21 protein-coding genes and 1 pseudogene are annotated in these 26,625 nt (G+C 67.6%); 11 read left to right on the top strand and 11 right to left on the bottom strand.

The window, feature by feature from the left end:
• Positions 1 to 130: 130 nt before the first annotated feature.
• Both A5645_RS25390 and panB read right to left on the bottom strand, forming a co-directional pair.
• On the bottom strand, positions 131 to 1,666 hold the full coding sequence (locus tag A5645_RS25390) for a CYTH and CHAD domain-containing protein (protein WP_065131470.1): 1,536 nt from the start codon (positions 1,664 to 1,666) through the stop codon (positions 131 to 133).
• A gap of 75 nt (positions 1,667 to 1,741) precedes the next feature.
• Positions 1,742 to 2,587, bottom strand: coding sequence for a 3-methyl-2-oxobutanoate hydroxymethyltransferase (gene panB / locus A5645_RS25385; RefSeq protein ID WP_065131469.1), 846 nt, complete (start codon positions 2,585 to 2,587; stop codon positions 1,742 to 1,744).
• Positions 2,588 to 2,728: 141 nt separating this feature from the next.
• Between panB and A5645_RS29495 the strand changes: the two are divergent.
• From A5645_RS29495 to A5645_RS25350, 8 genes and pseudogenes are all read left to right on the top strand, one after another.
• Positions 2,729 to 2,948 (top strand): annotated as a pseudogene (locus tag A5645_RS29495) (wax ester/triacylglycerol synthase domain-containing protein); the annotation flags it as partial.
• A 102-nt stretch (positions 2,949 to 3,050) separates the two neighbouring features.
• Positions 3,051 to 3,227 carry a WS/DGAT domain-containing protein gene (locus A5645_RS29490; RefSeq protein WP_436405532.1) on the top strand — a complete coding sequence of 59 codons (177 nt, stop codon included), beginning with the start codon at positions 3,051 to 3,053 and terminating at the stop codon, positions 3,225 to 3,227.
• A 60-nt stretch (positions 3,228 to 3,287) separates the two neighbouring features.
• Positions 3,288 to 4,847, top strand: coding sequence for an alpha/beta hydrolase (locus A5645_RS25375; RefSeq protein ID WP_065037970.1), 1,560 nt, complete (start codon positions 3,288 to 3,290; stop codon positions 4,845 to 4,847).
• Between the two features lie 82 nt (positions 4,848 to 4,929).
• Positions 4,930 to 6,492 (top strand): alpha/beta hydrolase, encoded by a 1,563-nt coding sequence (locus A5645_RS25370; RefSeq protein WP_155768158.1) that lies wholly within the window; start codon positions 4,930 to 4,932, stop codon positions 6,490 to 6,492.
• A gap of 67 nt (positions 6,493 to 6,559) precedes the next feature.
• The gene (gene glnA, locus A5645_RS25365; protein ID WP_065037968.1) at positions 6,560 to 7,900 is read left to right on the top strand and encodes a type I glutamate--ammonia ligase; all 1,341 of its coding nucleotides are present in this window, start codon (positions 6,560 to 6,562) and stop codon (positions 7,898 to 7,900) included.
• A gap of 85 nt (positions 7,901 to 7,985) precedes the next feature.
• Entirely contained in the window at positions 7,986 to 10,913 is a 2,928-nt protein-coding gene (locus A5645_RS25360; protein WP_231123331.1) for a bifunctional [glutamine synthetase] adenylyltransferase/[glutamine synthetase]-adenylyl-L-tyrosine phosphorylase, read from the top strand.
• Entirely contained in the window at positions 10,910 to 11,590 is a 681-nt protein-coding gene (locus tag A5645_RS25355) for a PaaI family thioesterase (protein ID WP_065131466.1), read from the top strand. Before A5645_RS25360 ends, A5645_RS25355 begins: the two co-directional genes overlap by 4 nt.
• Complete coding sequence (locus A5645_RS25350) at positions 11,587 to 12,444, top strand: TIGR03619 family F420-dependent LLM class oxidoreductase (protein ID WP_065131465.1); 858 nt, start codon at positions 11,587 to 11,589, stop codon at positions 12,442 to 12,444. Before A5645_RS25355 ends, A5645_RS25350 begins: the two co-directional genes overlap by 4 nt.
• 90 nt (positions 12,445 to 12,534) lie before the next feature.
• Here A5645_RS25350 and A5645_RS25345 read toward each other — a convergent pair whose 3' ends face one another.
• Positions 12,535 to 13,428: a class I SAM-dependent methyltransferase gene (locus tag A5645_RS25345; RefSeq protein WP_253867142.1), complete on the bottom strand. Its 894-nt coding sequence runs from the start codon at positions 13,426 to 13,428 to the stop codon at positions 12,535 to 12,537.
• A gap of 80 nt (positions 13,429 to 13,508) precedes the next feature.
• Between A5645_RS25345 and pdxR the strand changes: the two genes are divergently transcribed.
• Entirely contained in the window at positions 13,509 to 14,879 is a 1,371-nt protein-coding gene (gene pdxR / locus A5645_RS25340; RefSeq protein ID WP_065131519.1) for a MocR-like pyridoxine biosynthesis transcription factor PdxR, read from the top strand.
• A gap of 49 nt (positions 14,880 to 14,928) precedes the next feature.
• Here the strand turns inward: pdxR and A5645_RS25335 are convergent, their stop codons facing one another.
• Positions 14,929 to 16,515 (bottom strand): protein kinase family protein, encoded by a 1,587-nt coding sequence (locus A5645_RS25335; protein WP_065131464.1) that lies wholly within the window; start codon positions 16,513 to 16,515, stop codon positions 14,929 to 14,931.
• 219 nt (positions 16,516 to 16,734) lie between these two features.
• The gene (gene glnA, locus A5645_RS25330; protein ID WP_036359358.1) at positions 16,735 to 18,171 is read right to left on the bottom strand and encodes a type I glutamate--ammonia ligase; all 1,437 of its coding nucleotides are present in this window, start codon (positions 18,169 to 18,171) and stop codon (positions 16,735 to 16,737) included.
• A gap of 214 nt (positions 18,172 to 18,385) precedes the next feature.
• Between glnA (A5645_RS25330) and A5645_RS25325 the strand changes: the two genes are divergently transcribed.
• Entirely contained in the window at positions 18,386 to 18,808 is a 423-nt protein-coding gene (locus tag A5645_RS25325) for an RDD family protein (RefSeq protein WP_065131463.1), read from the top strand.
• 14 nt (positions 18,809 to 18,822) lie between these two features.
• Here the strand turns inward: A5645_RS25325 and A5645_RS25320 are convergent, their stop codons facing one another.
• The 6 genes from A5645_RS25320 to sucB form a co-directional block, all read right to left on the bottom strand.
• Positions 18,823 to 19,575: a DUF4191 domain-containing protein gene (locus A5645_RS25320; protein ID WP_065131462.1), complete on the bottom strand. Its 753-nt coding sequence runs from the start codon at positions 19,573 to 19,575 to the stop codon at positions 18,823 to 18,825.
• A gap of 24 nt (positions 19,576 to 19,599) precedes the next feature.
• A complete protein-coding gene (gene lipA, locus A5645_RS25315; protein WP_065131461.1) occupies positions 19,600 to 20,535 on the bottom strand; it encodes a lipoyl synthase in 936 nt (311 codons plus the stop codon).
• Complete coding sequence (gene lipB / locus A5645_RS25310) at positions 20,532 to 21,221, bottom strand: lipoyl(octanoyl) transferase LipB (protein WP_065131460.1); 690 nt, start codon at positions 21,219 to 21,221, stop codon at positions 20,532 to 20,534. Before lipB ends, lipA begins: the two co-directional genes overlap by 4 nt.
• A gap of 24 nt (positions 21,222 to 21,245) precedes the next feature.
• A complete protein-coding gene (locus A5645_RS25305; protein WP_065131459.1) occupies positions 21,246 to 21,761 on the bottom strand; it encodes a PE family protein in 516 nt (171 codons plus the stop codon).
• A 121-nt stretch (positions 21,762 to 21,882) separates the two neighbouring features.
• Positions 21,883 to 22,794, bottom strand: coding sequence for a TIGR01777 family oxidoreductase (locus tag A5645_RS25300; RefSeq protein WP_065037958.1), 912 nt, complete (start codon positions 22,792 to 22,794; stop codon positions 21,883 to 21,885).
• Between the two features lie 29 nt (positions 22,795 to 22,823).
• The gene (gene sucB / locus A5645_RS25295) at positions 22,824 to 24,632 is read right to left on the bottom strand and encodes a 2-oxoglutarate dehydrogenase, E2 component, dihydrolipoamide succinyltransferase (protein ID WP_065131458.1); all 1,809 of its coding nucleotides are present in this window, start codon (positions 24,630 to 24,632) and stop codon (positions 22,824 to 22,826) included.
• Between the two features lie 204 nt (positions 24,633 to 24,836).
• Between sucB and A5645_RS25290 the strand changes: the two genes are divergently transcribed.
• Positions 24,837 to 26,615: an SDR family oxidoreductase gene (locus tag A5645_RS25290; protein WP_065037956.1), complete on the top strand. Its 1,779-nt coding sequence runs from the start codon at positions 24,837 to 24,839 to the stop codon at positions 26,613 to 26,615.
• The last annotated feature ends 10 nt before the right edge of the window (positions 26,616 to 26,625 follow it).

Raw genomic sequence — 26,625 nt, 5'->3', positions numbered from 1 at the left:
CTGAGGGGCGTCGTTTCGTCGGCGAGTGCGAATCGCACGACGCGACACGCCGAGTTTCCGTTGTGCATTTCACGCTCGGCGGCCAGGGGTAGGCGGCAAGGGGCCGCGCAGGCAGGTGCGGCCCGGCCCCTTAGCTCCGCGCTTTGCGTACCGCCTTGTCCAGCTTGTGCAGCGCGGAATCCAGTTGCTCGCTGCTGCTTTCGGCGATCTGGCTCTCGTATTGGTAGAGCAGACCGTAGGTGAAAGTGTCTTCACCCGCCAGGTGGGCCGCTTGCGCCCGCGCGAGCAGATGTTCGCGGCTGACCACGCTGTCCTGGTGATCGCCGAGCAGAACCTGGATGGCCTTGGCCTCCTGAGCGACCCGCTCGTCGCCGGTCGCCGCTGCGGTGTAGCGGAGACGCTTGGCGCGCTTGCGGATTCGGTGCAGCGCCTCGTCATCGTCGGGGGCGTCCCGGGCCGCTTTCGTGGCCTTGCGTACCTTGCGGTAGGCGGCATCGATGGTCACCGGTTGCGATTGCTGACCGAAGGCAAGCACCGTCGGTTCGGTCACCAAGGATTCCAGCGCGTCGAGCAGCCGGAAGTACCGCTTGGAGCGCATGGCGACCAACGACCGCCGCAGACCCACCTGATAGCGCCGTTTGGCGCCGTTGACCAGGCGTTCGGACACCGGCCCGCGAACCAGCCGGGGGTCCAGCCGGGTCAGCGCCCGTTCGTAACGCTCGGCCAGCACCTCGGCGTCGCGCGCCACGCCCAGCACCCCCGCGAGTTCCCGGAGCTCGTCGAGAACCCATGCGCCGTCGGCCAATCCGAACGATTCCTGCGAATCCTTGAGCAGGCTGCGCAGCTTGCGGGTGGTGACCCGCAGCTGGTGCACGGAATCCTCGGCGTCGGCGCGCACGGCGCGGTCCCACACCAGCATTTCCTCGACGTGTTGTGCCACCGCGCGATGGATGGGATCCGCCGGCGGTGTGGCGGGGGGCGGGGCGGCGGACCCCAAAGCTCGGACCAATTTCGAGCCGTGCCCGGCCGGGGCGGCACCGGCGTCCAGCAGCCGGTTGCTGAGGCGGTTGAGCAGCTCATGGCTGGCCGCTTCGCTGGTCTCACCGTCTGGTTCGCGGACCTCGAGTTCCCACTCCCGCCACTGCTGCTCGACGGGGTCCGATCCCTCCGAGTCCTGGGAGTCCTGGGCGGACCATGCGGTGACGTGGTCGTTGCAGAACTCCGCCAGCGCCACGTCGTCGGCGTTGTAGAGGACCTGGATCTCGCGCCGGGTGGTGATGCGCGCCACCGGCGCGACCGGACGGTCGCGCACGATCGCCAGCACCACGTCCAGCAGCTCCTCCGGCACGGTGTCGGCGTCGGAGGACGCGTCGATCGCGGCGTGGATCTCGGTGCGGGAGTCGGGTCCGGCGGGCAACTTCAGATGCCAGCCGGCGTCCGCGCCCCCGGTGCGCCGCCGCAGGGTGATCCGGTTGCGGGCCAGATCCTGGTTGGGCGTGTCGAAGTAGACCGCGTCGAGTTCCTGGGCGGGGGGTTTGTCGACGCGGGCGACTGCCGCGATGCCCTCGAAGGACGGTGACACGGTCGACTCGACTACGTCGAACTTGCGCTCGACTTCGAGATGACGCGCCGTCTTGGGTCCTTTTGAAGACGCTTTAGCAGGCATTCTGTTCTCCGTGGGAGCAGGTGAGGCTCCCATAGAGTGCCATATCGAAATTACCCGTTCGGCTCGGGCGGAGGGCTAGAAGCAGTGCTCCTCGGCCGGGAATGCTCCGGTGGCCACCTCTTCGGCGTATTGCATTGCGGCCCGGCGTAATTCGCCACCCACATCGGCGAACCTCTTGACGAAGCGGGCGGTCTTGCCGCCGCTCATCCCGGCCATGTCCTGCCAGACCAGCACCTGACCGTCGCAGTTGGGGCCGGCGCCGATACCCACCGTCGGGATGGTGAGCTTGCCCGTGATCTGGGTGGCCAGTTCGGCCGGCACCATCTCCATCACCACGGCGAACGCGCCGGCTTCGGCGACGGCGATCGCGTCGGCGATGGTCTGTTCGGCGGCATCTCCGCGGCCCTGCACCTTGAACCCGCCCAGGGTGTTGACGCTTTGCGGGGTGAAGCCGATGTGGGCCATCACCGGAATGCCGGCCGCGCTCAGGCAGGCGATCTGCTCGGCGACCCGCTCACCACCCTCGAGCTTGACCGCGTGCGCACCGCCTTCCTTCATGAACCGGGTGGCTGAGGCCAAAGCGGCGGACGGGCCCGCCTCGTAGCTGCCAAACGGCAGGTCGGCGACGACCAGTGCGTGCGGCGCACCCCGCACCACCCCGCGGACCAGCGGGATCAGCTCGTCGATCGAAATCGGCACGGTGGTGTCGTAGCCGTAGACGACGTTGGCGGCGGAGTCGCCGATCAGCAAGACGGGAATCCCCGCCTCGTCGAACACCCTGGCGGTCGAATAGTCGTAGGCCGTGAGCATGCCCCACTTGTGGCCTTCGGCCTTCCATTTCTGCAGGTGAGAGGTGCGGATCTTGGGGCGCGGCGCCGAAGTCGCGGCAGCGCTCGAACCATAGACGTTCTCAGACATCATTGTCCCTAAATGGTGGTCGGGTCGATCCTCGTGGCCCTTAGCTGGGTCCCCGGGTTCGTCTGACCCCGCCCATTCTGCCATTTCGTCGCTTCCGATGCATTCACGGGTGGTCGGGGCCACTTTTGGGCCTACCGGCGGCGAATGCAGCGGCACAGCGGGCGCCGCGCATGGCTTGAAGCCAGCTTCCTTTACCGGGAGACCGACTCGCAGCCGATGCACGTCTGCTCGGTCATCGGGTTGGACACCTCGACCATGCCGGGCGGTTACACCTTCGACCAGGCTGCGCGAGGCGATGTCGCTGCGCATCCAGGCGATGCCGGAGTTCCGGGAGAGGCTCGCCAACAGCCCGCTGAACCTCGACGCCGAGTCGAATTATGTTGCCAAGCAACATACTTCGTCGATCGGAGCCACCCTGTTACTGGATTGGTCGCAGTTCGCCGGCCCGGCGGTCTTCGGCGCCGCGATGCGCGATGTATCCGTTGGGGCCGCTCTTCCACGGGGGCTCAACATCACCGCCATGTCGCTGAACGGCCGGCTGGACATCGGACTGATCGCCTGCCCGGAATTGCTGCCGGACCTGTGGGAATTCGCGGACGAGTTCGCCGTCGTGATGGCGGAGTTGCTGGCCGCGACCAGCTAAGACAGGCCCTGGATATGCCTTGACCAGGAGCGGGAAACTTCTCTGGCACCATAGGGTGCCATGTGCCTGTCTCGCCGCGACAAGTTCGCGCGCATGCTGCTGATGTGGACCGCGCTGTCCGCTGTGGTGCTGGTCCTGGCGGGATGTGTGCACGTGGTCGCCGGACGGGCGCACATGGCCGAGCCGCGGTTGGGCCAGCCGGTGGTGTGGACGCCATGCCGCAGCTCGAACCCTTCGGTGAAGATCCCCGGCCATGCGATGTGCGGGAAGCTGGCCGTCCCGGTCGACTACAACAACCCCGGCGGCGATGTGGCTTCGCTGGCGTTGATCCGGTTCCCGGCGAGCGGGGACAAGATCGGTTCGCTGGTGATCAACCCCGGCGGCCCCGGTGAATCAGGCATCGAAGCCGCACTGGGCATCTTCCAGACCCTGCCCAAGCGGGTGCACGAGCGGTTCGACCTGGTGGGTTTCGATCCACGCGGGGTTTCCAGCTCGCGGCCGGCCATCTGGTGCAACTCCGATGCAGACAACGACCGGCTGCGCGCCGAACCGCAGGTTGACTACAGCCCTGCGGGCGTGCAGCACATGGAGGGCGAAACCAAGCAGTTCGTGCAGCGCTGCGTCGACAAGATGGGCAAGAACTTTTTGGCGAATGTAGGAACGGTCAGCGTCGCCAAGGATCTGGACGCCATCCGCAAAGCCCTCGGTGATGCGAAGCTGACCTACCTCGGCTACTCCTACGGCACCCGGATCGGCTCGGCCTATGCCGAAGCCTTCCCGCAGAACGTGCGCTCGATGATCTTAGACGGCGCCGTCGACCCCAACGCCGACCCGATCGAAGCGGATCTGCGGCAGGCCAAGGGATTCCAGGACGCCTTCAACGACTACGCCGCCGACTGCGCGAAGGATTCGAGCTGTCCGCTGGGCAACGACCCAACCAAAGCCGTTGAGGCCTACCACAACCTGATCGACCCGCTGGTCGACCCGAACAATCTCCAGGTGAGCCGACCGGCGAAGACGAAAGACTCGCGCGGGCTGAGCTACAGCGACGCCATCGTCGGCACGATCATGGCGCTGTACTCGCCAAACCTGTGGCACCACTTGACCGATGGCCTCAAGGAACTCGCCGACGAGCACCGCGGCGACACCATGCTGGCGCTGGCCGACATGTACATGCGGCGCGATTCGCACGGCCACTACAACAACTCGACCGATGCGCGGGTGGCGATCAATTGTGTTGACCAGCCGCCGATTACCGACCGCGCCAAGGTCGTCGACGAGGATCGCCGGTCACGTGAGCTGGCGCCGTTCATGAGTTACGGCAAGTTCACCGGCCACGCCCCGCTGGGTACCTGTGCGTTCTGGCCGGTGCCGCCGACCAGCCGACCGCACACCGTCTCCGCGCCGGGTCTGCCGCCGACCATTGTGGTGTCGACCACGCACGACCCGGCCACGCCGTACCAGGCGGGCGTCGACCTGGCCAATCAGCTCAAGGGCTCGTTGATCACGTTCAACGGAACCCAGCACACGGTTGTCTTCCAGGGGGACAACTGCATTGACGACTACATCACGGCGTATCTGATCAACGGAACGACGCCACCGGCCGGCGCGACCTGCTAGCGCACCGGACTCGCCGGGGTGTACCGATAAGAGACCAAGGCGTAACCGTTTCGCGTCCTGCGGTGGATTTCTAAATGAGACGATTTCGGCCATGTTGCGCCTGAGAACGGTGAGCTCGGCGCTGTTGTCGTTTGGACTCGTGGTCACCGGGCAGTCGGCGGCACTACCGCTTGCCGCCGCGACTCCCGAACCCGACAGCGGGCAGACACAGGTCCCTTTGGCACCCGCCGCGACGCCGCAGCAGAGTTGGGGTTCGTGCAGCGATTTCGTCAGTGTCGCCGACATACCCACCGCCCAGTGCACCACTGTCGCGGTGCCGGTCGACTACGACAAACCCACTGGGGCACAAGCGAAGTTGGCGGTGATCCGGGTTCCCGCGACCGGGCAGCGGATCGGATCGCTGTTGGTCAACCCGGGCGGGCCGGGGGCGTCGGCGGTCGACATGGTGGCCGGGATGGCGCCCGATCTGCGCAGCACCGACATCAGCCGCCACTTCGACCTGGTCGGTTTCGACCCACGAGGGGTGGGTCACTCGACACCGAGCCTGCGGTGCCGCTCGGACGCCGAGTTCGATGCCTTCCGGCGGGACCCGATGGTGGACTACAGCCCGGCCGGGGTAGCCCACATCGAGGGGATGTACCGCGAGCTGGCCCAGCATTGTGCCGACCGGATGGGCCAGTCGTTCCTGGCCAACATCGGCACCGCCTCGGCGGCCCGCGACATGGACATGGTCCGGCAGGCCCTGGGCGAAGAGCAGATCAACTACCTCGGTTACAGCTACGGCACCGAGCTCGGCACGGCCTACATCGAGCGGTTCGCCCCGCATGTCCGGGCGATGGTGCTCGACGGAGCCATCGATCCGACGATCGGCCCGATCGACCAGACGGTCAACCAGATGGCGGGATTCCAGACCGCTTTCAACGATTACGCCGCGGACTGTGCCCGCTCGGCGGCCTGCCCGCTGGGCACCGACCCGGGGCAGTGGATCAGCCGCTACCACGCGCTGATCGATCCGTTGGTCACCCGGCCGGGCAAGACTTCGGATCCGCGTGGCTTGAGTTATGCCGACGCGACCACCGGCACCATCAACGCGCTCTACACCCCGCAGCACTGGAAGTATCTGACCAGCGGCTTGCTCGGGCTGCAGCACGGTAGCGACGCGGGCGACCTGCTGGTGCTGGCCGATGACTACAACGGCCGGGATAGGCAGGGTCATTACGACAACGGCCAGGACGCGTTCAACGCCATCCGTTGTGTCGACGCACCGACGCCGACAGACGCGGCGTCCTGGGTGAGCGCCGACCGCCGGATCCGCGAGGTGGCGCCGTTCCTGAGCTACGGCCAGTTCACCGGGTCCGCGCCGCGCGACATCTGCGCGCTTTGGCCGGTGCCGGCTACGTCGACGCCGCATGCCGCGACACCCGCCCCGGCCGGCAAAGCCGTGGTGGTCTCGACCACCCACGACCCGGCCACCCCGTACCAGGCCGGCGTGGACCTGGCCCGCCAACTGGGCGCCCCGTTGATCTCCTACGACGGCACCCAGCACACCGTGGTGTTCGACGGCAACCCGTGCGTGGACAGCGTCGTGACGCGTTACTTCCTGGATCTGACCCTGCCGCAGCCCAATCTGCGTTGCCAGCCATAAACATCCGCAATGCGTCTGGCGAGGCATCCGTAACATCGATTTAACAGACCGTGCCTAGTGTGCGGGTATGGATCGGCAGAAGGAGTTCGTCCTCCGCACCCTGGAAGAGCGCGACATCCGGTTCGTGCGGCTGTGGTTTACCGACGTGCTCGGATTCCTGAAGTCGGTCGCGATCGCCCCGGCCGAACTCGAGGGCGCCTTCGAAGAGGGGATCGGGTTCGACGGCTCCTCGATCGAGGGCTTCGCCCGGGTCTCGGAATCCGACACCGTCGCGCACCCTGACCCGTCGACCTTCCAGGTACTGCCCTGGGCCGACAAGTCCGGTCACCACCACTCGGCCCGCATGTTCTGTGACATCACCATGCCGGACGGCTCACCGTCTTGGGCCGACCCCCGCCACGTGCTGCGCCGTCAGCTGCAAAAGGCCAACGACCTCGGCTTCTCCTGCTACGTGCATCCCGAAATCGAATTCTTCCTGCTCAAGAACGGCCCCGAGGACGGGTCGGAGCCGGTGCCCATCGACAACGCCGGCTACTTCGACCAGGCGGTGCACGAATCGGCGTCGAAGTTCCGCCGGCACGCCATCGAGGCGCTGGAGTTCATGGGCATCTCGGTGGAGTTCAGCCACCACGAGGGCGCGCCGGGCCAGCAGGAGATCGACCTGCGGTTCGCCGACGCGCTGTCGATGGCCGACAACGTGATGACCTTCCGCTACATCATGAAGGAGGTCGCGCTGAACGAGGGCGTGCGGGCGACCTTCATGCCCAAGCCGTTCGGGGAACACCCGGGCTCGGCGATGCACACCCACATGAGCCTGTTCGAGGGTGATGTCAATGCCTTCCACAGCGACGACGACCCGCTGAAGCTGTCCGATGTCGGCAAGTCGTTCATCGCAGGAATCCTCGAACACGCCTCAGAGATCAGCGCCGTCACCAATCAGTGGGTGAACTCCTACAAGCGCCTGGTGCACGGCGGTGAGGCGCCGACGGCGGCCTCCTGGGGAGCGGCCAACCGCTCCGCGCTGGTGCGGGTGCCGATGTACACGCCGCACAAGACCTCCTCGCGGCGGGTGGAGGTGCGCAGCCCGGACTCGGCGTGCAACCCCTACCTGACCTTCGCTGTGCTGCTGGCCGCCGGCCTGCGCGGCGTGGAGAAGGGGTATGTGTTGGGCCCGCAGGCCGAGGACAACGTCTGGGACCTGACGCCCGAGGAACGCCGCACCATGGGCTACCGCGAGCTGCCGTCGAGTTTCGACACCGCGCTGCGGGCCATGGAGTCCTCCGAGCTGGTGGCGGAGGCGTTGGGGGAGCACGTATTTGACTTCTTCCTGCGCAATAAGCGCTCCGAGTGGGCCAACTACCGCAGCCACGTCACCCCGTTCGAGCTGAAGACCTACTTGTCGCTGTAGCCCGGAGGCGTTGCGCTAACGTCGATATGTGACCAAGCCAGCGACGCAGCGACCCAAGCTGCCCAGCGTCGGCCGGCTGGGACTGATGGACGAGGGGGCGGGCGCCCGACTTACCCAGCTGGGCTGGGATAAGCACGACGACCAGGCTCATGTGGATCTGCTGTGGTCGCTGTCGCGGGCGCCGGACGCCGATGCCGCGTTGCGCGCGCTGATCCGGATGTCGGAGAACCCCGACCTGGAATGGGACGAACTGAACGCGGCGCTGCTCAACGAGCGGTCCCTGCGCGGGCGGTTGTTCGCCGTGCTCGGTTCCTCGCTGGCGCTGGCGGACCACCTGATCGCCAACCCGCAGTCGTGGAAACTGCTGCGCGGCAAGGTCGAACTGCCCACCCGCGAGCGGTTGCAGCGGACTTTCCTCGAGGCCGTCGAGGATTTCTCCGGAGCGCCGGGTTCGATCGTGCACCAACTGCGGGTGCTCTACCGCGACCAGCTGTTGGTGCTGGCCTCCCTGGATGTGGCCCCGACGGTCGAGGACGAACCGGTGCTGCCGTTCACCAAGGTGGCGGCTCACCTGGCCGACATCGCGGACGCCGCACTGGCCGCGGCTTTGCGGGTGGCCGAGCAGACGGTGTGCGGCGACGATCGCACACCGCCGCGGCTGGCGGTGATCGCGATGGGCAAATGCGGTGCCCGCGAACTGAATTACGTCAGCGATGTCGACGTCATCTTCGTCGCCGAGAACGCCGATCCGGTCAGCATGCGGGTGGCCGGCGAAATGATGCGGCTCGCCTCGTCGGCCTTCTTCGAGGTCGATGCCGGACTGCGCCCAGAGGGCCGCAGCGGGGAGTTGGTCCGCACGGTCGAATCGCACGTCGCCTACTACGAGCGGTGGGCCAAAACCTGGGAGTTCCAGGCGCTGTTGAAGGCCCGCGCCGCGGCCGGTGACGCCGAACTGGCCGAGCGCTACCTCGCGGCGTTGCAGCCGATGGTGTGGACGGCGTGCGAGCGCGAAGACTTCGTGCCCGAGGTGCAGGCCATGCGCCGCCGCGTCGAGGAGTTGGTGCCCGCCGATATCCGCGGTCGCGAACTCAAGCTGGGCAGCGGCGGGCTGCGCGACGTCGAATTCGCCGCCCAATTACTGCAACTGGTGCACGGCCGCAGCGACGAGTCGCTGCATGTCGCGTCGACGGTGGACGCGCTGACGGCGTTGGGTACCGGCGGTTATATCGGGCGCGAGGACGCCGCGAACATGATCGCCTCCTATGAGTTTCTGCGGCTACTCGAGCACCGGTTGCAACTGCAGCGGCTCAAGCGCACCCACCTGCTGCCCGAGCTGGACGACGAAGAAGCCATGCGGTGGCTGGCGCGCGCGGCGCACATCCGTCCCGACGGGCGCAACGACGCCGCCGGCGTGCTGCGCGAGGAGCTGAAGCACCAGAACGTGCGGGTGTCCCGGCTGCACGCGAAGTTGTTCTACCAACCGCTGCTGGAATCGGTCGGCCCGGCCGGACTGGAACTGGTCGGTGGCCGCATGACCCCGGAGGCCGCCGAACGGCAGCTGGCCGCACTGGGTTACGAGGCGCCGCAGGCGGCGTTGAAGCATATGTCGGCGCTGGTGAATCAGAGCGGCCGGCGCGGCCGGGTGCAGGCGGTGCTACTGCCGCGGCTGTTGGACTGGCTCTCCTACGCGCCGGATCCCGACGGCGGACTCTTGGCGTACCGGCGACTCAGTGAGGCTTCGGCCACCCACACCTGGTACCTGTCGACCTTGCGCGACAAACCGACGGTTGCGCGGCGGCTCATGCACGTGCTGGGCACCTCGACGTTCGTGCCGGACCTGCTGATGCGCGTACCCGAAGTGATTCAGGACTATGGGGACCGGCCGTCGGGACCCAAACTGCTCGAAACCGAGCCGGCGGCAGTGGCCCGGGCCCTGGTTGCATCGGCCGGCCGCTACTCCGACCCGGCGCGCGCCATCGCGGCCGCCCGCAGCGTGCGCCGCCGCGAGCTGGCTCGCATCGGCTCGGCGGATCTGCTGGGCATGCTTCAGGTCACCGAGGTGTGTGAAGCGTTGACGTCGATCTGGGTGGCCGTGTTGCAGGCCGCCCTGGACGCGACGATCCGCGCGCATCTGCCGGAGGACGGCCGGGCGCCCGCGTCCATCGCGGTCATCGGCATGGGCCGGCTCGGTGGGGCGGAGCTGGGCTACGGCTCGGACGCCGACGTGATGTTCGTCTGCGAGCCGGCCGGCGGGGTCGAGGACGCGCAGGCGGTCAAGTGGGCGACGACGATCGCCGAGCAGGTCCGGGCGCAATTGGGCACGCCCAGCGTGGATCCGCCCCTGGAGGTCGACGCCAACCTGCGGCCGGAGGGTCGCAACGGCCCACTGGTCCGCACCCTGGCGTCCTACGAGGCGTACTACACGCAGTGGGCGCAGCCGTGGGAGATTCAGGCGCTGCTGCGCGCGCACGCGGTGGCCGGCGACCCGGACCTCGGGCAGAGGTTCCTGCTGACGGTCGACCAGACGCGGTATCCGCCGAACGGGGTGTCGGCCGAGGCGGTGCACGAGATCCGGCGGATCAAGGCCCGGGTGGAGTCGGAGCGGCTGCCGCGTGGCGCGGACCCCAACACCCACACGAAGCTGGGCCGCGGCGGGTTGGCCGACATCGAGTGGACCGTGCAACTTTTGCAGCTGCGGCACGCCCACGAAATCGAGGCGCTGCACAACACCTCGACCCTGCAATCGCTGGATGTGATTGCCGAGGCCGGCCTGGTTCCGGCGGACGAGGTCGACCTGCTCAAGCAGGCCTGGCTGACGGCGACCCGCGCGCGCAACGCGCTGGTGCTGGTTCGCGGCAAGCCGACCGACCAGCTGCCCGGACCGGGACGGCAGCTCAACGCGGTTGCGGTGGCCGCCGGCTGGCACAGCGACGACGGCGGGGAGTTCCTGGACAACTATCTACGAGTGACGCGACGAGCAAAAGCGGTGGTGCGCAAGGTGTTTGGAAGTTGAGTCGGGATGCCGGCGCGCTGAGCGCCATGTTCGAAGTGCTGAGTGCGTCGGAGGCCGACCGGGTGACGGCCCTGTATGCGCCGCTGGCCGACGCGGTCCGGGAGTTGATCGACGTGACCATCCGCACCGAGGCCGACGACGACGTCGTCGTCGAGGCGCAGGCGGCGATCAAGGCGGTCACCGAGTCGCTGCGGCGTCGGACCCGGCCGGACGGGGTGAGCTACCGCGTGGGCGATCGTCCACTCCCATTGGGCAATGCGGCGGTGGGCGTGTGCAATCCGATCGCGCCGCCGATCGTGGTGCACCATGAGGGCGGCGGGCGTTGCTGGGCCGAGTTCGTGCTGGGCTTGGCCTATGAGGGTCCGCCCTCGCTGGTGCATGGCGGGGTGAGCGCTTTGATCCTCGATCACATGCTGGGTGAGGCCGCGAGCGAGGGACTGTCCAAGCCGCGGTTCACCGGGACCATCACGGTGAAGTATCTGCGCGGGACCCCGTTGGGCCGGCTACGTTCCGAGGCCTGGGTGGACCGACGGGAGGGTGTCAAGGTGTTCGCTCGGGGGTTCATCGCGGATGCGGCGGGCATCACGGTCGAGGCCGACGGTGTGTTCATCGAGCCGTCCTGGGCGCGGGACGGGCAGGTCGGCCGGGACGGGCAGGACGGCCGGGACGGGCGGTGAAGTTCTACGTCAGCAGCGCGTTTCTGGAAACTCCCGACATCATCGAAATCGCCAAGGCAGCAGACGAACTCGGCTATGACGGCCTCGGGATCCCTGACCACGTCGTCAACCTGGAGACGCTACAGACGCCGTATCCGTACACCAAAGACGGGCAACGCCGTTGGCAGCCCTTCACCGATTGGGCTGACCCGTGGGTGCTGGCGGGGGCGCTGGCGCAGGTCACCAAGCGGCTGAAGTTCGTCACGACGGTCTACATTCCGGCGATGCGCAACCCGTACTCGGCGGCCAAAGCCATTGGCACCGCGGCACTTCTGGCGTCCGGCCGGATTGAGCTGGGCATCGGGGTGGGCTGGTGCCGCGAGGAATTCGAGTTGATGGGTGAGCGGTTCGAGGCCCGCGGCAAGCGCACCGACGAGATGATCTCGCTGATGCGCGAATTGTGGTCGCCGGGCTGGACCGAGTTCGACGGCGAGTTCTATACGGCGCCGCGGCTGGAAATGCAGCCGACGCCGCCGCCGATCCCGGTGTACGTGGGTGGGCTCAGCGACATCGCGCTGCGCCGCGCCGCCCGCAACGACGGCTGGATCGGCGACCTGATCACCACCGATCGAGCCATCGAACGGGTGAACAAGCTACGCGAATTGCGTGCCGCGCAAGGTCTTTCGATGGACGGCTTCACGATCCTGACGCCATTGACGGACTCGTTCACGGTCGCGGACTATCAGCGTGCCGAGGATGCGGGTATCACCGGGATCATCACCATGCCGTGGATGTTCTACGCCGGGCCGGATGCGACGCTGGCGGAGAAGATCGACGGCCTGCGCCGTTTCCGCGAGGACCTCGCCTTGAATTAGGCCGAGCTTTGCGCGAGCAGACGCTTAAGCGCCCGACACGCCGGGCGTGCGGGCGCTTAAGCGTCTGCTCGCGGGGGTGCGGTGCGGGGGTCAGCGGCGGGCGCTTGCAATGGCGAGCCAGTCATCGGCGGCCAGGCCGCTGTCGCCCTTCGGGTCGTAGCGGTTCAGCAGCCCGGCAACGGTCAGGTGTTCGTCCGGTGTGAAGCCGTGCTCGCCGAGCAGTGCGTTGAGACCCGACTCGGTGAAGTCGCTGCGGTACGGTTCGCCGCGCCGAGCCACCAGGCGGGTCATGCGGCGGGCGCCGCCCCATGGAGTGCTTCCGTCCACCACACCGGCGCGAATGTAGTCCACGACCAAACGGCTACCCGGCGCACAGACGTCGGCAAGGTCGCTCAGCGTCGCCGCCATGGCCCCGCGGGTCAAATACGGAGTCACGCCGAGCCAGCTGACCAGGCTCGGTTTCGTCGGGTCGAGACCGGCGTCGAGCAGGCGCTCGCGCAGCGCGTCCCGTTCGAAATCGCATGGCACCCAGACCGTTCGGTTACTCACCGTCAGCAACCGTTCGGTGATCGGGCGTTTGCGCGCCTGGGTGGCGGGCGCGTCGACCTCGAAAATGGTCACCGGTGCTCCGGCGAGCCGCAGGCAGGTGGTGTCGAAGCCGGCGCCGAGCAGCACGATCTGGTCGATGCCGTCGGAAATGGCGGCCCGGCAGGCGTCATCGGCGTAGCGCACCCGCAGCGCTATGTGTGCGTGCAACCCGCCCCACAGCCAGTCGAACACCCGCAGGACGGCATCCGCGGTGCGCGGGCGGGCCAGCATTGCCCGCAACGCCGGGTGCTCGACGAAATTGCTGGAGTGCGGGTCGTGGACCAGTCGACGGTTGGGCGGACGCAAGGTTTCTGCAGCGCGTTGGGCGGCGTTGGCCTGAGCGGTCAGGCTCGCCGTCCGGTCGAGGCGCCGGCGTGGGGCAGCGGAGATCGTCACGCAATCGAGGCTACGAAGCGATCGGTTCACGAGTAAGGTCCAATTTGATGGCGAATTCGTGTACCAGTTCTACCGGCGGGATCGACCTGCATCTCGACCTGCCGGCCGGCCGAGGCCGACGGGTGGCGCTGGAAACTGCTCTGCGACAGGCGATCCGGGAGGGCCGACTGGCCGCGGGGGAGTCATTGCCGTCCTCTAGGTCACTGGCCGCCGAATTCGGACTGGCCCGCGGAACCGTCGTCGAGGTCTACGCGCAGCTGGCCGCCGAGGGATACCTGCGGGCCCGGCCCGGCGCGGCCACCACGGTTGCCCAAGGACCGCACCTGCCCGCGCCGGTCAACCCCGAGCGCCAGCCAAACCGCATCATCGCCGACTTCCGATTGGGCCGCCCGGACCTGAGCACGTTTCCGCGCGCCGAATGGCTGCGGGCGCTACGACGAGCGCTGCACGTCACTCCGCACGCCGAACTCGGCCCGGGCGATCCCCGCGGGTCGCTGCGGTTGCGCACGGTGCTGACGAATTACCTGGGCCGGGTTCGCGGGGTGCTCACCACCCCGGAGCAGTTGGTGATGTGCGGTGGCTTCACGCAGGGATTGCGGCTGACCTGTGATGCGCTCGCCGTGTATGGGGCGCGCGCTGTTGCCTTGGAGGATCCCTGCCTACCCGACCACCGGGCGGTCGCCGTCGCGAGCGGACTGGACGTCGTACCGCTGCAGGTTGACGGCAGCGGCGCCCGGCCGGAGGGGTTGACCGCTGCCGTCGCGGGCGCGGTCCTGACTCCGGCCCACCAGGCGCCGCTGGGCGCGACGCTGGATGCGCAGCGGCGCACCGAGTTCACTCGGGTCGCCGCGGCAAGCGGCGGGTATTTGATCGAGGACGACTACGACGGGGAATTCCGCTACGACCGCCACCCCGTTGGTGCACTGCAGGGCCTGGCGCCCGAGTGTGTCATCTACGCCGGCAGCGCCAGCAAGAGCCTGGCTCCGGGATTGCGCTTGGGCTGGTTGGCGCTGCCCGCAGATCTGGTCGACGCGGTGGTGGAGGCCAAGCGTCGCGCCGATCGCGGCACCGATGTGCTGGCACAGCTGGCGTTCGCGGAATTGATCGAGTCGGGTGGCTTGGACCGGCACGTTCGCCGGATGCGGCGTCGCTACCGTGATCGCCGCGATGCGCTTGTCGAGATGCTGGACCGTCACGCACCGTCGGTGTCGGTGCACGGTATTGCCGCGGGGCTGCATGCCGTGGTGACGCTGCCCGACGACGCGGTGGAATCCGAGGTGGTGTCCCGCGCGCGGCAAGAGGGCATCGCGCTGACCGGACTCGCGCCCTTCTGGCACGGCGCAGGTCCGCGGACCGCGGGCATCGTCGTCGGCTACGGGACACCGTTTCAGCACGAATACGCCGCCGCGCTGGAACACCTCGGCCGGTTGCTCAAGGTCGCCTTGGGCTAGGGCGAGCAGCCTCCCGCTTGCGGGGGACTGCTCGCGGGAGTCACGGGTGTTACCGGACCTGCACCCCTGTCTGCAGTGCGATCTCAGAGATGTCCGAGTGGCTTCGGCCGCCGGTGTTGCCGAGCGTGCTGATCCACACCAACACGAAAGTTGTTGGCGCCGAGACATTTACCGGTATGACGTTGTGTCCCGGGTGCGCGGCGGTGGGTGGGCTGAGCTCTGCGGTGTCGCCGAGCTTGCCGGGCGTCGCGTTCGGTGACGACCGGATTTGCAGCACACTGCCGGTGCTGTCGAGGTCGACGGTCACGGCACTGAGCGTCGTCGGCTCGGGGAGCTGCAGCAGCAGCCCGACACCATCCTTGAACTTCGGGAACGGCTCGGGGTCGAAGTAGGTGTCGCTCGACCACGCGGTGGCGGGGTTGCCGTCGATCGCCAGGCCGGCGCTGCCGGGGCTGTCCGGCGCTCCACCGGGGGAGAAGACTGAGGCTCTCAGCGGTTGCACTGTCCCGGGACCGGCCGCCACCAGCGATGGCGGCGGTTTGGCGGGCGCCGTCGTCTGCAAACCGAGCTTGTCCCCGCTCATCGCGACCTCGGTATCGAAGACGCCGACCAGCCGGCTGATGGTGCTGGCAAAGGTGAGCAGCACGACCAGCACGATCACCGCCGCGGCCCCCAGACACGTCTTGACCAGTTGCCGGCGGGCGAGTTCGGCACGCTCAACCGGCCCGAAGTTTCCGAAGGTGGCATAGTGGCCGGGCGCCGGTATCGGCATCAGTTCCCGGGTCGCGGTCGGGTCGGCTTTGGCGTCCGCGCTGGCCTGGCGCAGCAGCGTCGTGATCGTCTGCGCACTGCGGATGCCTGCATCGTCACGCACCAGGGCCGCGGCGGTGGTCGACACCAGGAACGGGACCTGCGGATTGAGCGTCGCGGGGTCCTGGATGCGGCCCTGCGCGTCGAGTTCGACGGGGCGCCAATCCCGCCGCGTGGCTTCATCGTCGAGGGGCCAGCGGTTGACCAGCAGCGCATACATGACGGCGCCGATACCGCGGAGGTCGTCGCGCGGCGTGGCCTCGGGCATCGTGGCTGGGAACGCGAGGACGGCGCGCCCCTCCAGGCTGACCCGGATGCGGGCGGGATGGTCGATCGAGAGCGTCGCGCCCGCCCGGTGTGCCGCCTCGGCAGCCTCGGCCAGCGACAACACCGCATCCGCGACACCGATGGGTGACGGAGCGGTATCGGCCACCTCTTTCAAGGTGGCACCGCGAATCCATTGCGAGACAACGACTCCGCCGCAATAGTCCCGACCCACGTCGATCACTGTGGCGAGATGACGCGAGTTGACGCCGCGCAGGCTCGCGGTGCGGGACAGGATCGCGTCGACGGTCGCCTTGGGCAACCTGTTCTCCGGGTCGACCACAGTGATCGCCAGGTGCTGACCGGTCACCGTGTCGGCGGCCTGCCAGAACTGCAGGTGCGGCGCCTCGCCGTAGAACAGCAACAGCCGGATCCGGCCGCTGGCGATGGTGGCCCCGGCGACCAGTGGGTTGGCTTCGCCGCTCGGTGATCGCGGTTCCGTCCAGAGGTAAGGAATGTGTGCCGTCGCCGCCTCGGGCGGGATGGGTTCGCTGGCGGTCATCGCTTCGTTTCGGGCTGGGGCCGAGCAGACGCAAAAGCACCCGGCACGCCGTGCGTGCGGGGGCTTTTGCGTCTGCTCGCGCAGGTGAACGGCTGTCATTCACATAGCCGGGAAACGGCGCCCCCAAACCGGTGAATGCCAGCCACGGACTAGGTTGACCAGACACAAAAGCACCCGGCACGCCGGGCGTGCGGGTGCTTTTGCGTCTGGTCGCGACGGTTAGACGTCGTAGTACAGCGCGAACTCGTACGGGTGCGGGCGGATCTGCACCGGCAGGATCTCGTTCTCGCGCTTGTAGGCGATCCACGTCTCGATCAGGTCCGGCGTGAAAACGCCGCCCTCGGTGAGGTATTCGTGGTCGGCCTCCAAGCGGTCGATCACCGCGGACAGCTGCGTGGGAGCCTGCGGGATGTTCGCGGCCTCCTCCGGCGGCAACTCGTAGAGGTCCTTGTCGACCGGCGCCTGCGGCTCGATCTTGTTGCGGATGCCGTCCAGGCCGGCCATCAACATCGCCGAGAACGCCAGGTATGGGTTGCCCGACGAGTCGGGGCAACGGAACTCCAGCCGCTTGGCCTTCGGGTTGCTGCCCGTGATCGGGATACGCACACACGCCGAACGGTTGCGCTGGCTGTACACCAAGTTGATCGGGGCCTCGTAGCCCGGAACCAGCCGCTTGTAGGAGTTCACCGTCGGGTTGGTGAATGCCAGCAGCGACGGCGCGTGGTGCAGCAGGCCGCCGATGTAGTGGCGGGCGGTGTCCGACAGGCCGGCGTAACCGGTCTCGTCGTACATCAACGGGTTGCCGTCCTTCCACAGCGACTGGTGGGTGTGCATACCCGACCCGTTGTCACCGAACAGCGGCTTGGGCATGAACGTGACGGTCTTGCCGTTGGCCCAGGCGGTGTTCTTCACGATGTACTTGTACAGCTGCATGTCGTCGGCGGCGTGCAGCAGCGTGTTGAACTTGTAGTTGATCTCGGCCTGGCCGCCGGTACCGACCTCGTGGTGGCCCTTCTCCAGGACGAAGCCGGCGTTGATCAGGTTGGTGAGCATCTTGTCGCGCAGGTCGACGTAGTGGTCGACCGGGGCCACCGGGAAGTAGCCGCCCTTGGGACGGACCTTGTAGCCGCGGTTGGGGCTGCCGTCGAGTTCGTTGGGGGATCCCGTGTTCCACCAGCCCGAGATCGCGTCGACCTCGTAGAACGAGCCGTTGGTGCGCGAGTCGAACGCGACCGAGTCAAAGATGTAGAACTCGGCCTCGGCGCCGAAGTACGCGGTGTCGGCGATGCCGGTGCTGATCAAGTAGTTCTCGGCCTTGCGGGCGACGTTACGAGGGTCGCGCGAGTAGGGCTCGAGGGTGAACGGGTCGTGCACGAAGAAGTTCAGGTTCAGCGTCTTGGCTTCCCGGAACTGGTCGATCTTCGCCGTTGCCGGGTCCGGCAGCAGCAGCATGTCGGACTCGTGGATCGACTGGAAACCACGGATGGACGAGCCGTCGAATGCCAAACCGTCGTCGAACACGCTCTCGTCGAAGAACGAGATCGGAATCGTGAAGTGCTGCATGATTCCGGGCAGGTCGCAGAAACGGACGTCGACAAACTCGACGTTTTCATCTTTGGCAAGTTTAAAGACGTCGTCGGGCGTCTTATCCGTCACAGAAGGCTCCTTTACTTGGTGATTCGCGGCCGACGCTAGGGAGCAGTTGTTGCCCGTCAGTCAACCCCGTGTTGCGCAGAGGTTACGCACCACACTCCCGCAACAAGGCTCGGCTACGGCCGCGCCCTATTGTGAACGTCATGGCCCGCAAGATCGTAACCGTTGTCCGGTCATCTTGGTACGGCATGTCCCGCGCCCGCGTCGGAAGGGTCTGATGACGCAGGGATCAACTTCCGGTTACCCGGGTGAAGCGCTCGGCTTGCCGGAGTCCGGGTCGGGCTCGCTGGCGCGGATGGGACGCCGGATCGGCGCCCTGTTCATCGACTGGCTGATCGCCGCGGGACTGGCCCTGCTGCTCCTGGCGTTCGGCGCCATCCCGGATACCGTGTTGTCGACGGCGCAGCTGCTGATCTGGGTGGTGCTGGGCGCGTTGTCGGTGCGCCTGTTCGGCGTGACGGCGGGTCAAATAGCGCTAGGCCTGCAGGTGGCGGCGGTCGACGGCCGGTTGCCGATCGGCATCGGACGAGCACTGGGCCGCAACCTGTTGATCTTCTTGGTAGTGCCGCCACTGTTCACCGACGCCGACGGGCGCGGACTGCAGGACCGGCTCACCAACACCGCGGTGCTGCGCCGTTAGAAGCAGGTAGCGGGCTACTTGCGGCGCACGGTGCGCTGCACACCGCGCATCTTGCCGGCGTTGGGCAGCGGCCCCTTGGGCATCATGGCCGCGCCGGCGCGCGTACCCAGGGCCGCCAACCGCGACTCCAGCGCATCCATCTGCTTGACGGTGATGTTGGCCGGTAGGCGGGTCAGGTGACGTTCCAGCTTGGCCAGTGCGACCTCGCCTTCGCCGTTGCCGACGATCACATCGTAAATGGGCACGTCGCCGACGATGCGCGCCGTGCGCTTCTTCTCCTGGGCCAGTAGCGGCTTGACCCGCCCCGCCGAGCCCTCGCCGACGAAGATGACGCCCGGCCGCCCGATCACCCGGTGCACCGCGTCGAAGTGGCCGGTCGCGGCCACCCCTGGGGTAACCCGCCACTTGCCGCGCATGTTGTCCAACACCCATGCGGCGGCGCCGGTCTGGCCCTCGGCCTGGCGGTAGATGCTGCGCTGGGCCCGTCGGCCGAAGATGATGAACGCGACCAGCGCGCCCAGCATCAGACCGATCGGGATCATCATGATCATGGTCAGCCCGCCGGCCCAGATGCCGAATCCCAGCGCGGCGGCGACGATCAGCACAAACGCGCCGATCATGTAGGGCAGCAGGCGTTTGTCCTGCTTGCGCTGCATGTTGAACGCCTGCCACAGCTGGCTGCGACGCTCCTTGGCCGCGGCCTTGCGGGCGGCCGTCGCCTCGGCCTTGGCGGCCTTGTTCTCAGCAGCTGATCGGGATTTCGCCATAGTCAAAGGATACGGACGTGCTGGTTACCCAGGCGCTGAGGTGCGGGCGGCACGGGCCTGCTCATAGAGGCGGCCGGCCCGGTACGACGAGCGGACCAGCGGCCCGGACAGCACCCCGGCGAAACCCAGGCCCTCGGCGTACTGCGCGAACTCGACGAATTCGTCGGGAGTGACCCAGCGTTCCACCGGGTGATGGCGCGCCGAGGGTCGCAGGTACTGGGTGATGGTGACGATGTCGCAGCCGGCGGCGTGCAGATCGGCAAGCGCGGTGCGCACCTCCTCGGGGGTTTCGCCCAGGCCGAGGATGAGGTTGCTCTTGCTGACCAGCCCGGCAGCGCGCGCGGCGGTGAGCACATCCAGGCTGCGTTGGTAGGTGAAGGCCGGACGGATCCGCTTGAAGATCCGCGGCACGGTTTCGACGTTGTGCGCCAACACTTCTGGCCGGGAATCGAAGACCTCGGCGAGCCGGGCGTCCTCACCCTGGAAGTCGGGGATCAGCAGCTCGACTCCCGTGGCGGGGTTGAGTTTTTTGATGGCGCGGACCGTCTCCGCGTACAGCCAGGAGCCGCCGTCGGGCAGGTCGTCGCGGGCGACGCCGGTGACGGTGGCGTAGCGCAGGCTCATGGCCTGGACGCTTTCGGCTACGCGGCGCGGCTCGTCGCGGTCCAGCTCAGCGGGTTTCCCGGTGTCGATCTGGCAGAAGTCGCACCGACGGGTGCATTGGTCGCCGCCGATCAGGAAGGTCGCTTCGCGGTCTTCCCAGCATTCGAAGATGTTGGGGCAGCCGGCCTCTTCGCAGACGGTATGCAGCCCCTCGCGACGGACCAGGCTCTTCAGTTCGGTGTATTCCGGCCCCATCCGCGCACGGGTCTTGATCCAGGGCGGTTTGCGTTCGATCGGGGTCTGCGCGTTGCGCACCTCCAGGCGCAGCAGCTTGCGGCCTTCGGGTGCGACAGTCACGTCGTCGATGCTACGCGGGCGGCGAGATGTTGCCGTACCGGCAGCAGCCCGTCGAGAGCGTCGCAAACCGCGGCGGCGACCGCGGTCCGGACCTCGGCGACCGGCACCGCGCGGCGTAATTCCGCCGACAACGACGTCACCCCGGCGTCGCTGATCCCGCACGGCACGATCGTGTCGAACGAACCCAGGTCGCAGTCGCAGTTCAGCGCGAAACCGTGCAATGTCGTCGAGCGCGCCACCCGCACGCCGATCGCGGCGACCTTGCGCGCGGGCCTGCCCGGCACCCATACCCCGGAGCGTCCGTCGACTCGGCCGGCGTCCAGCCCCAGCTCGGTGCACACCCTGATCAGGGCTTCTTCGATGCGGCGCACGTAATTGACCACGTCCAGCGGTTCGGCCAGCCCGATGATCGGATAGCCCACCAGTTGCCCGGGACCGTGCCAAGTGATCTTGCCGCCGCGGTCGGTGTCGACGACCGGGGTGCCGTCCAGCGGCCTTTCCTGCGGTTCGGTGCGACGACCGGCGGTGTAGACGGCCGGGTGCTCCAGCAGCAGCAGCGTGTCGGGGCCGCCCGCGACGCGTGCGTCGGCCAGCTCGCGCTGCAGCTGCCAGGCTTGCCGGTAGTCGATCGTTCCGAGCTGTTGAACCTCGATCGGGGCGGAGCCGGACCGGATTGAACCCGTCACCCCAGCGAGGGTACCCGCGGCGGGTCAGGGCCCTATGTACGCCGGGTATGAAATCGGTGAAAAGGTAAGTATTTCGGAGAAAAGCGTCATGAATCGGGCGATGGCCAGCAATTGAATGATGGGCAACAAGGGCCACAAAAACGGCACCAAACCGAATAGCGCCGTGGCCATAACGTAGCCGACCATTGTCTCCGCCACGGTGTATCCGGCAACCGTGTAATAGTCCAGGACCGAATTCGGCGACTGCAACAACGCGGCGATCAGATCCTCGGCGCTGGCATATGCCGACCCACTCGCGGTCAGGTTGGCAACGAACTGCTCGTGAAACGCCGCGGCCTCGCGCACCACCGTCTGATAGTCCTGGGCGTGCTCGGACAGGTGTTGTGCGATGCTTACCGACACCTCATCCGCGGCCGCGGGGCTCAGCGCCAGGGTTGCGGGCGCAGCTAATCTGTGGGCCTGATCCAATCCGGAAGCAATCTTGTCGAAATCTGCTGCGGCCGCCACCAGGCTGTCCGGTATCACGCTTACCTGTGACATTTCTGCCCCTAACTCAAAATGTGCACCTCGTCGCCGAAATTGACGAGTTACCCGAATTGAGTGTGGCACCAGCCGACCCCGTGCGATGGAGTATTGGCCTACTTAATCCGTGCCCTGCTTCTCAGTCGCCGTCGTGGCGGGCGGTGGCGTAGTCGAGCGCCTCGCCGATCGTGTTGTGGTGGAAGCGAAAACCGGCCTTTTCCAACGCGGTTGGAATGGCGCGCTGCCCGGTCAGCAGCCCCTCGTCGGCGAATTCGCCGAGAGCCGCGCGCACCGCGAAGCCAGGCACCGCCAACGGCGTGGGGCGGTTGACCGCGCGGCCGAAAGCGGTGGTGAACTCCGCGTTGGTGACCGGGGCCGGGCCGGTCATGTTCACCGGACCCGACAGCGCGGGGGTGGATATCGCGAACAGCAGCGCCCGGACCTCGTCCTCCAAACTGATCCAGGACATGTACTGGCGGCCACTGCCCAGGCGGGCACCCAGACCCAGCGAGAACACCGGACGCATCATCCGTAACGCGCCGCCCGCGGGCGCCAGCACTACGCCGGTGCGGGCCAGCACCACCCGGGTGCCGTCGTACTGCGCCGGCAGGGCGGCGGCTTCCCAGTCCACGCACAGCTGCGCCAGGAAACCCCTTCCGGCCTGGTCGCTTTCGTCGACCACGCGGTCCTTGGTGTCGCCGTAGTAGCCCACCGCACTGGCGTTGATCAGGGTGCCGACGCCGGCGTCGGCGACGGCGGCGGCGAGCACCTCGGTCGGCGCGATCCGGCTGTCCCGCAGGCGCTGCTTGAACGCGCCCGACCACCGGCGTTGGCCGACGTTCACCCCGCACAGGTTGACCACCACGTCGACGTCGGTGAGCGCGTCGGGATCGAACTCGCCGCTTTCGGGATTCCAGTGCAGCTCTTCGGAATTCGCCGGGGTTCGGCGCACGATCCGCAGCACGTCGTGGTCAGCCGCACGCAGCGCCGCCGTCAGGGCCGAGCCGATCAGGCCGGACGAACCCGCTATGGCGACAACGGCTTTGGCCACAGTTCGGAGTCCCCCCTGCTACAGGCCTGCTAAAGGCCTAAGTCGGCCTCGAACGCTCCCTCTTCGAGGCGGTGCTTGATGGTGGTCAGGAACCGGCCCGCGTCCGCGCCATCGATGAGCCGGTGGTCGTAGGTCAGCGGGAAGTAGCTGATCGAGCGGACGCCGATGGACTCGTTGCCGGCATCGTCGACGATCACCCGGGGCCGCTTGACGATGGCGCCGGTGCCCAGCATGGCGGCCTGCGGCGGCACCAGGATGGGGGTGTCGAACAGGGCGCCCTGGCTGCCGATGTTGGTGATCGTGAAGGTGCCGCCGGACAGCTCGTCGGGCTTGAGCTTGTTCGTCCGGGCGCGGTTGGCGATGTCGGCGATCGCCCTGGCCAGACCGGCCAGCGACAGGTCCCCGGCATTGTGGACGACGGGGGAGAGCAGGCCCTGTTCGGTGTCGACGGCGAAGCCCAGGTGCTCAGCGTCGTAGTAGGTGATTTCCTTGCTTTCCTCGTTGTAGCTGGCGTTGACGTTCGGGTGCGCCTTGAGGGCGTCGATGACCGCCCGCGCGATGAACGGCAGGAACGTCAGATTCACGCCCTCGCGTTCGGCGAAGGCCGCCTTCGCCCGTGCCCGCAGCGCCACGATCTTGGTCATGTCGATCTCGTGGGTCTGGGTCAACTGCGCGGTCAGCTGCAGCGATTCGCGGGTCTTCTTCGCCGTGATCTGACGGATCCGGCTGGCCTTCTGGGTGGTGCCGCGCAGGTGCGCCAGTGCGGAGGACGGGGCCGGGGCGGACGCCTTGGCGGCCGCGGGAGCAGGGGCGGCCGGCGCCTTGGCGGGCTCCTCTTTGGGCTGTTGCTTTTTTTCCGCCGCGGCGAGCACGTCCTGCTTGCGGATGCGACCGCCTACACCGGTGCCGGTCACCTCGGCGAGGTCGATGTTGTGCTCGGCGGCCAGCTTTCGCACCAGCGGCGTCACGTAGGGCCCGCCGTCGGACTCGGACTTGGATTCCGCCTCGGGTTCCTTCTTGGGCTCGGGCTTGGGTTCCGGCTTTGGCTCAGGCTTGGGTTCCGGCTTCGGCTCGGGCTTGGGCTCTTCCTTGGCCTCCGGTTCGGGCTCGGCCTCGGGTTCCGGCTCCGGTTCGGGCTCGGGTTCGGGCTCGGGCTTGGCCTCGGCTTTGGGTTCCGGCTTGGATTCCGCGGACCCGGCCGAGTCCGCGCTGCCGATCTTGGCCAGCTCGCCGCCTACCTGGACGACGTCGTCTTCCTCGGCGGTGATGCTGACCAGGACGCCGGCCACCGGGGACGGGATCTCGGTATCGACCTTGTCGGTAGACACCTCCACCAGCGGCTCGTCCACCTGCACCGAGTCGCCGACCTTCTTCAGCCATCGCGTCACCGTGCCCTCGGTGACCGATTCACCGAGTTCGGGCATGGTCACCGGGGTCGCGTCGCCGCCACCCGATCCGTCGCTGGACTTCTCCTGCGTGGGTTCCGGCTCCGGTTCAGGCTCCGGTTCGGGCTCCTCGTCGGCTTCCTCTTGAGCCGGCTCCTCGGCCTCGGCAGCGGGCTCCTCCTTGGACTCTGCAGAGCCGCCCCCGTCACCGTCGTCCTCACCGCCGATGATGGCGAGGTCGCCGCCCACCTCGACGGTGTCGTCCTCCTGGGCGATGATCTTGGTCAGCACACCGGCGGCCGGAGACGGGATCTCGGTGTCAACCTTGTCGGTGGAGACCTCGACGAGTGGCTCGTCGACTTCGACCGTGTCGCCCTCTTGCTTGAGCCAGCGAGTGACCGTTCCCTCGGTGACGCTCTCGCCGAGTGCCGGCATCTGGACGGAGAAGGCCATCTTTGTTGACTCCTCGAACGGTCGTCGGTCGGCGCAGGTCGACCTCTGGCTTACCACACAGTCGTGAACCGGATGCGGAACCCACGTAGATGTCAAAACTATCCTGTCACTCTGCCATCAGCCTCCTGCATTCAGCCCTTGCTACGGTGTGGCCTACTGGCAGCGACAACGGGCCCAGTTAGAGGCCCTGGTAGCGGAGGTTTGATGGCGGCGACGCAGCACGCACCCCAGCAGTTCGTCGACAGTGCCGACGGCCATCGGATCGCGGTGTACGAAGAGGGCAACCGCGAGGGGCCCACTGTGGTGCTGGTGCACGGCTGGCCGGACTCCCACGTGCTATGGGACTCGGTGGTTCCGCGGCTGGCACAACGGTTTCGGGTGCTCCGCTACGACAACCGCGGCGTCGGGCTGTCGTCCACGCCCAAGCCGGTCGCGGCCTATGCGATGGCCCGATTCGCCGACGATTTCGCCGCCGTCATCGGCGAGTTGAGCCCGGGACAACCGGTCCACGTGCTCGCCCACGACTGGGGCTCGGTGGGGGTCTGGGAGTACCTGAGTCGGCCCGGCGCGAGCGACCGGGTTGCGTCGTTCACCTCGGTGTCCGGGCCGGCCCACGATCAACTGGTTGACTTCATCTTCGGCGGTCTGCGCCGACCCTGGCGGCTGCGGCACTTCACCGGGGCGCTCGACCAGGCGGTGCGGTTGAGTTACATGGCCTTCTTCTCCATCCCGGTGCTGGCGCCGCTGCTGCTGCGGCTGGCGTTCCGCAGCGCGGCCGTGCGGCGCGCGGTCGTCGACAACATCCCGGCCGACCAGATCCGCCACTCCGCCAACATCGCCAACGACGCCGCCAACTCGGTGAAGGTGTACGCGGCCAACTATTGGCGGTCCTACTCTGCCAAGTTCCGCCGCCAGGGCGTGCACGTCGTGGATGTGCCGGTGCAGCTCATCGTCAACACGCGGGACAAGTACGTGCGGACGGCCGGCTACGACGAGACGAGCCGATGGGTGCCCCGACTGTGGCGGCGCGACATCGGGGCCGGTCACTTCTCGCCGATGTCACACCCGCAGGTGATGGCCACCGCCGTCCACGAGCTCGCCGACCTGACCGAGAACAAGCCGCCGAGCCGCGCCCTGCTGCGCGCCCAGGTGGGCCGCCCACGCGACTACTTCGGCGACACGCTGGTGGCGGTCACGGGCGCGGGCAGCGGAATCGGGCGCGAAACCGCGTTCGCGTTCGCGCGGGAAGGTGCCGAGGTGGTGGTCAGCGACATCGACGAGGCCACCGTCAAGGAGACGGCCGCCGAGATCACCGCGCGAGGCGGCGTCGCGTACCCCTATGTGCTGGACGTGTCCGACACTGACGCCGTGGAGGCGTTCGCCGAACGGGTCAGCGCCGAACACGGGCTCCCGGACATCGTCGTCAACAACGCCGGCATCGGTCAGGCGGGCGGCTTCCTGGACACCCCGGCCGAGCAGTTCGACCGCGTGCTGGACGTCAACCTCGGCGGCGTCGTCAACGGCTGCCGGGCATTCGGTCGACGGCTGGTCGAGCGCGGCACCGGCGGACACATCGTCAACGTGTCATCGATGGCCGCCTACGCCCCGTTGCAGTCGCTGAACGCCTACTGCACGTCCAAGGCGGCGACGTTCATGTTCTCGGACTGCCTGCGCGCCGAACTCGACGCCGCAGACGTCGCGCTGACCACGATCTGCCCGGGCGTCATCAACACCAACATCATCAACAACACCCGCTTCGACACCCGGGTCGAGCTCGAGAAGGTCGACGACCGGCGCGGGCAACTGGGCAAGATGTTCGCGCTGCGCCGCTACGGGCCGGACAAGGTGGCCACCGCGATCGTCTCGGCGGTCAAGAAGAACAAGCCGATCCGGCCCGTGACGTTCGAGGCCTACGCGCTGTACGGCGTTTCCCGGGTGCTGCCTCAGGCGCTGCGCAGTACCGCCCGTGCGCGGGTGATCTGACGTTCCGCGT

The organism is Mycobacterium asiaticum (genome assembly GCF_001673635.1).
Lineage (GTDB): Bacteria > Actinomycetota > Actinomycetes > Mycobacteriales > Mycobacteriaceae > Mycobacterium > Mycobacterium asiaticum_C.
This window is presented reverse-complemented; position numbering and strand designations above follow the sequence as displayed.

What these genes read in the sequence shown, in the direction of transcription:
- A5645_RS25290 (WP_065037956.1), top strand. Translation starts at nt 24,837, where the DNA reads ATGGCGGCGACGCAGCACGCACCCCAGCAGTTCGTCGACAGTGCCGAC.
- A5645_RS25390 (WP_065131470.1), bottom strand. Translation starts at nt 1,666, where the DNA reads ATGCCTGCTAAAGCGTCTTCAAAAGGACCCAAGACGGCGCGTCATCTC.
- A5645_RS25325 (WP_065131463.1), top strand. Translation starts at nt 18,386, where the DNA reads ATGACGCAGGGATCAACTTCCGGTTACCCGGGTGAAGCGCTCGGCTTG.
- A5645_RS25375 (WP_065037970.1), top strand. Translation starts at nt 3,288, where the DNA reads ATGTGCCTGTCTCGCCGCGACAAGTTCGCGCGCATGCTGCTGATGTGG.
- sucB (WP_065131458.1), bottom strand. Translation starts at nt 24,632, where the DNA reads ATGGCCTTCTCCGTCCAGATGCCGGCACTCGGCGAGAGCGTCACCGAG.
- A5645_RS29490 (WP_436405532.1), top strand. Translation starts at nt 3,051, where the DNA reads ATGCGCGATGTATCCGTTGGGGCCGCTCTTCCACGGGGGCTCAACATC.
- A5645_RS25335 (WP_065131464.1), bottom strand. Translation starts at nt 16,515, where the DNA reads ATGACCGCCAGCGAACCCATCCCGCCCGAGGCGGCGACGGCACACATT.
- panB (WP_065131469.1), bottom strand. Translation starts at nt 2,587, where the DNA reads ATGATGTCTGAGAACGTCTATGGTTCGAGCGCTGCCGCGACTTCGGCG.
- A5645_RS25305 (WP_065131459.1), bottom strand. Translation starts at nt 21,761, where the DNA reads ATGTCACAGGTAAGCGTGATACCGGACAGCCTGGTGGCGGCCGCAGCA.
- A5645_RS25320 (WP_065131462.1), bottom strand. Translation starts at nt 19,575, where the DNA reads ATGGCGAAATCCCGATCAGCTGCTGAGAACAAGGCCGCCAAGGCCGAG.
- glnA (WP_065037968.1), top strand. Translation starts at nt 6,560, where the DNA reads ATGGATCGGCAGAAGGAGTTCGTCCTCCGCACCCTGGAAGAGCGCGAC.
- A5645_RS25360 (WP_231123331.1), top strand. Translation starts at nt 7,986, where the DNA reads ATGGACGAGGGGGCGGGCGCCCGACTTACCCAGCTGGGCTGGGATAAG.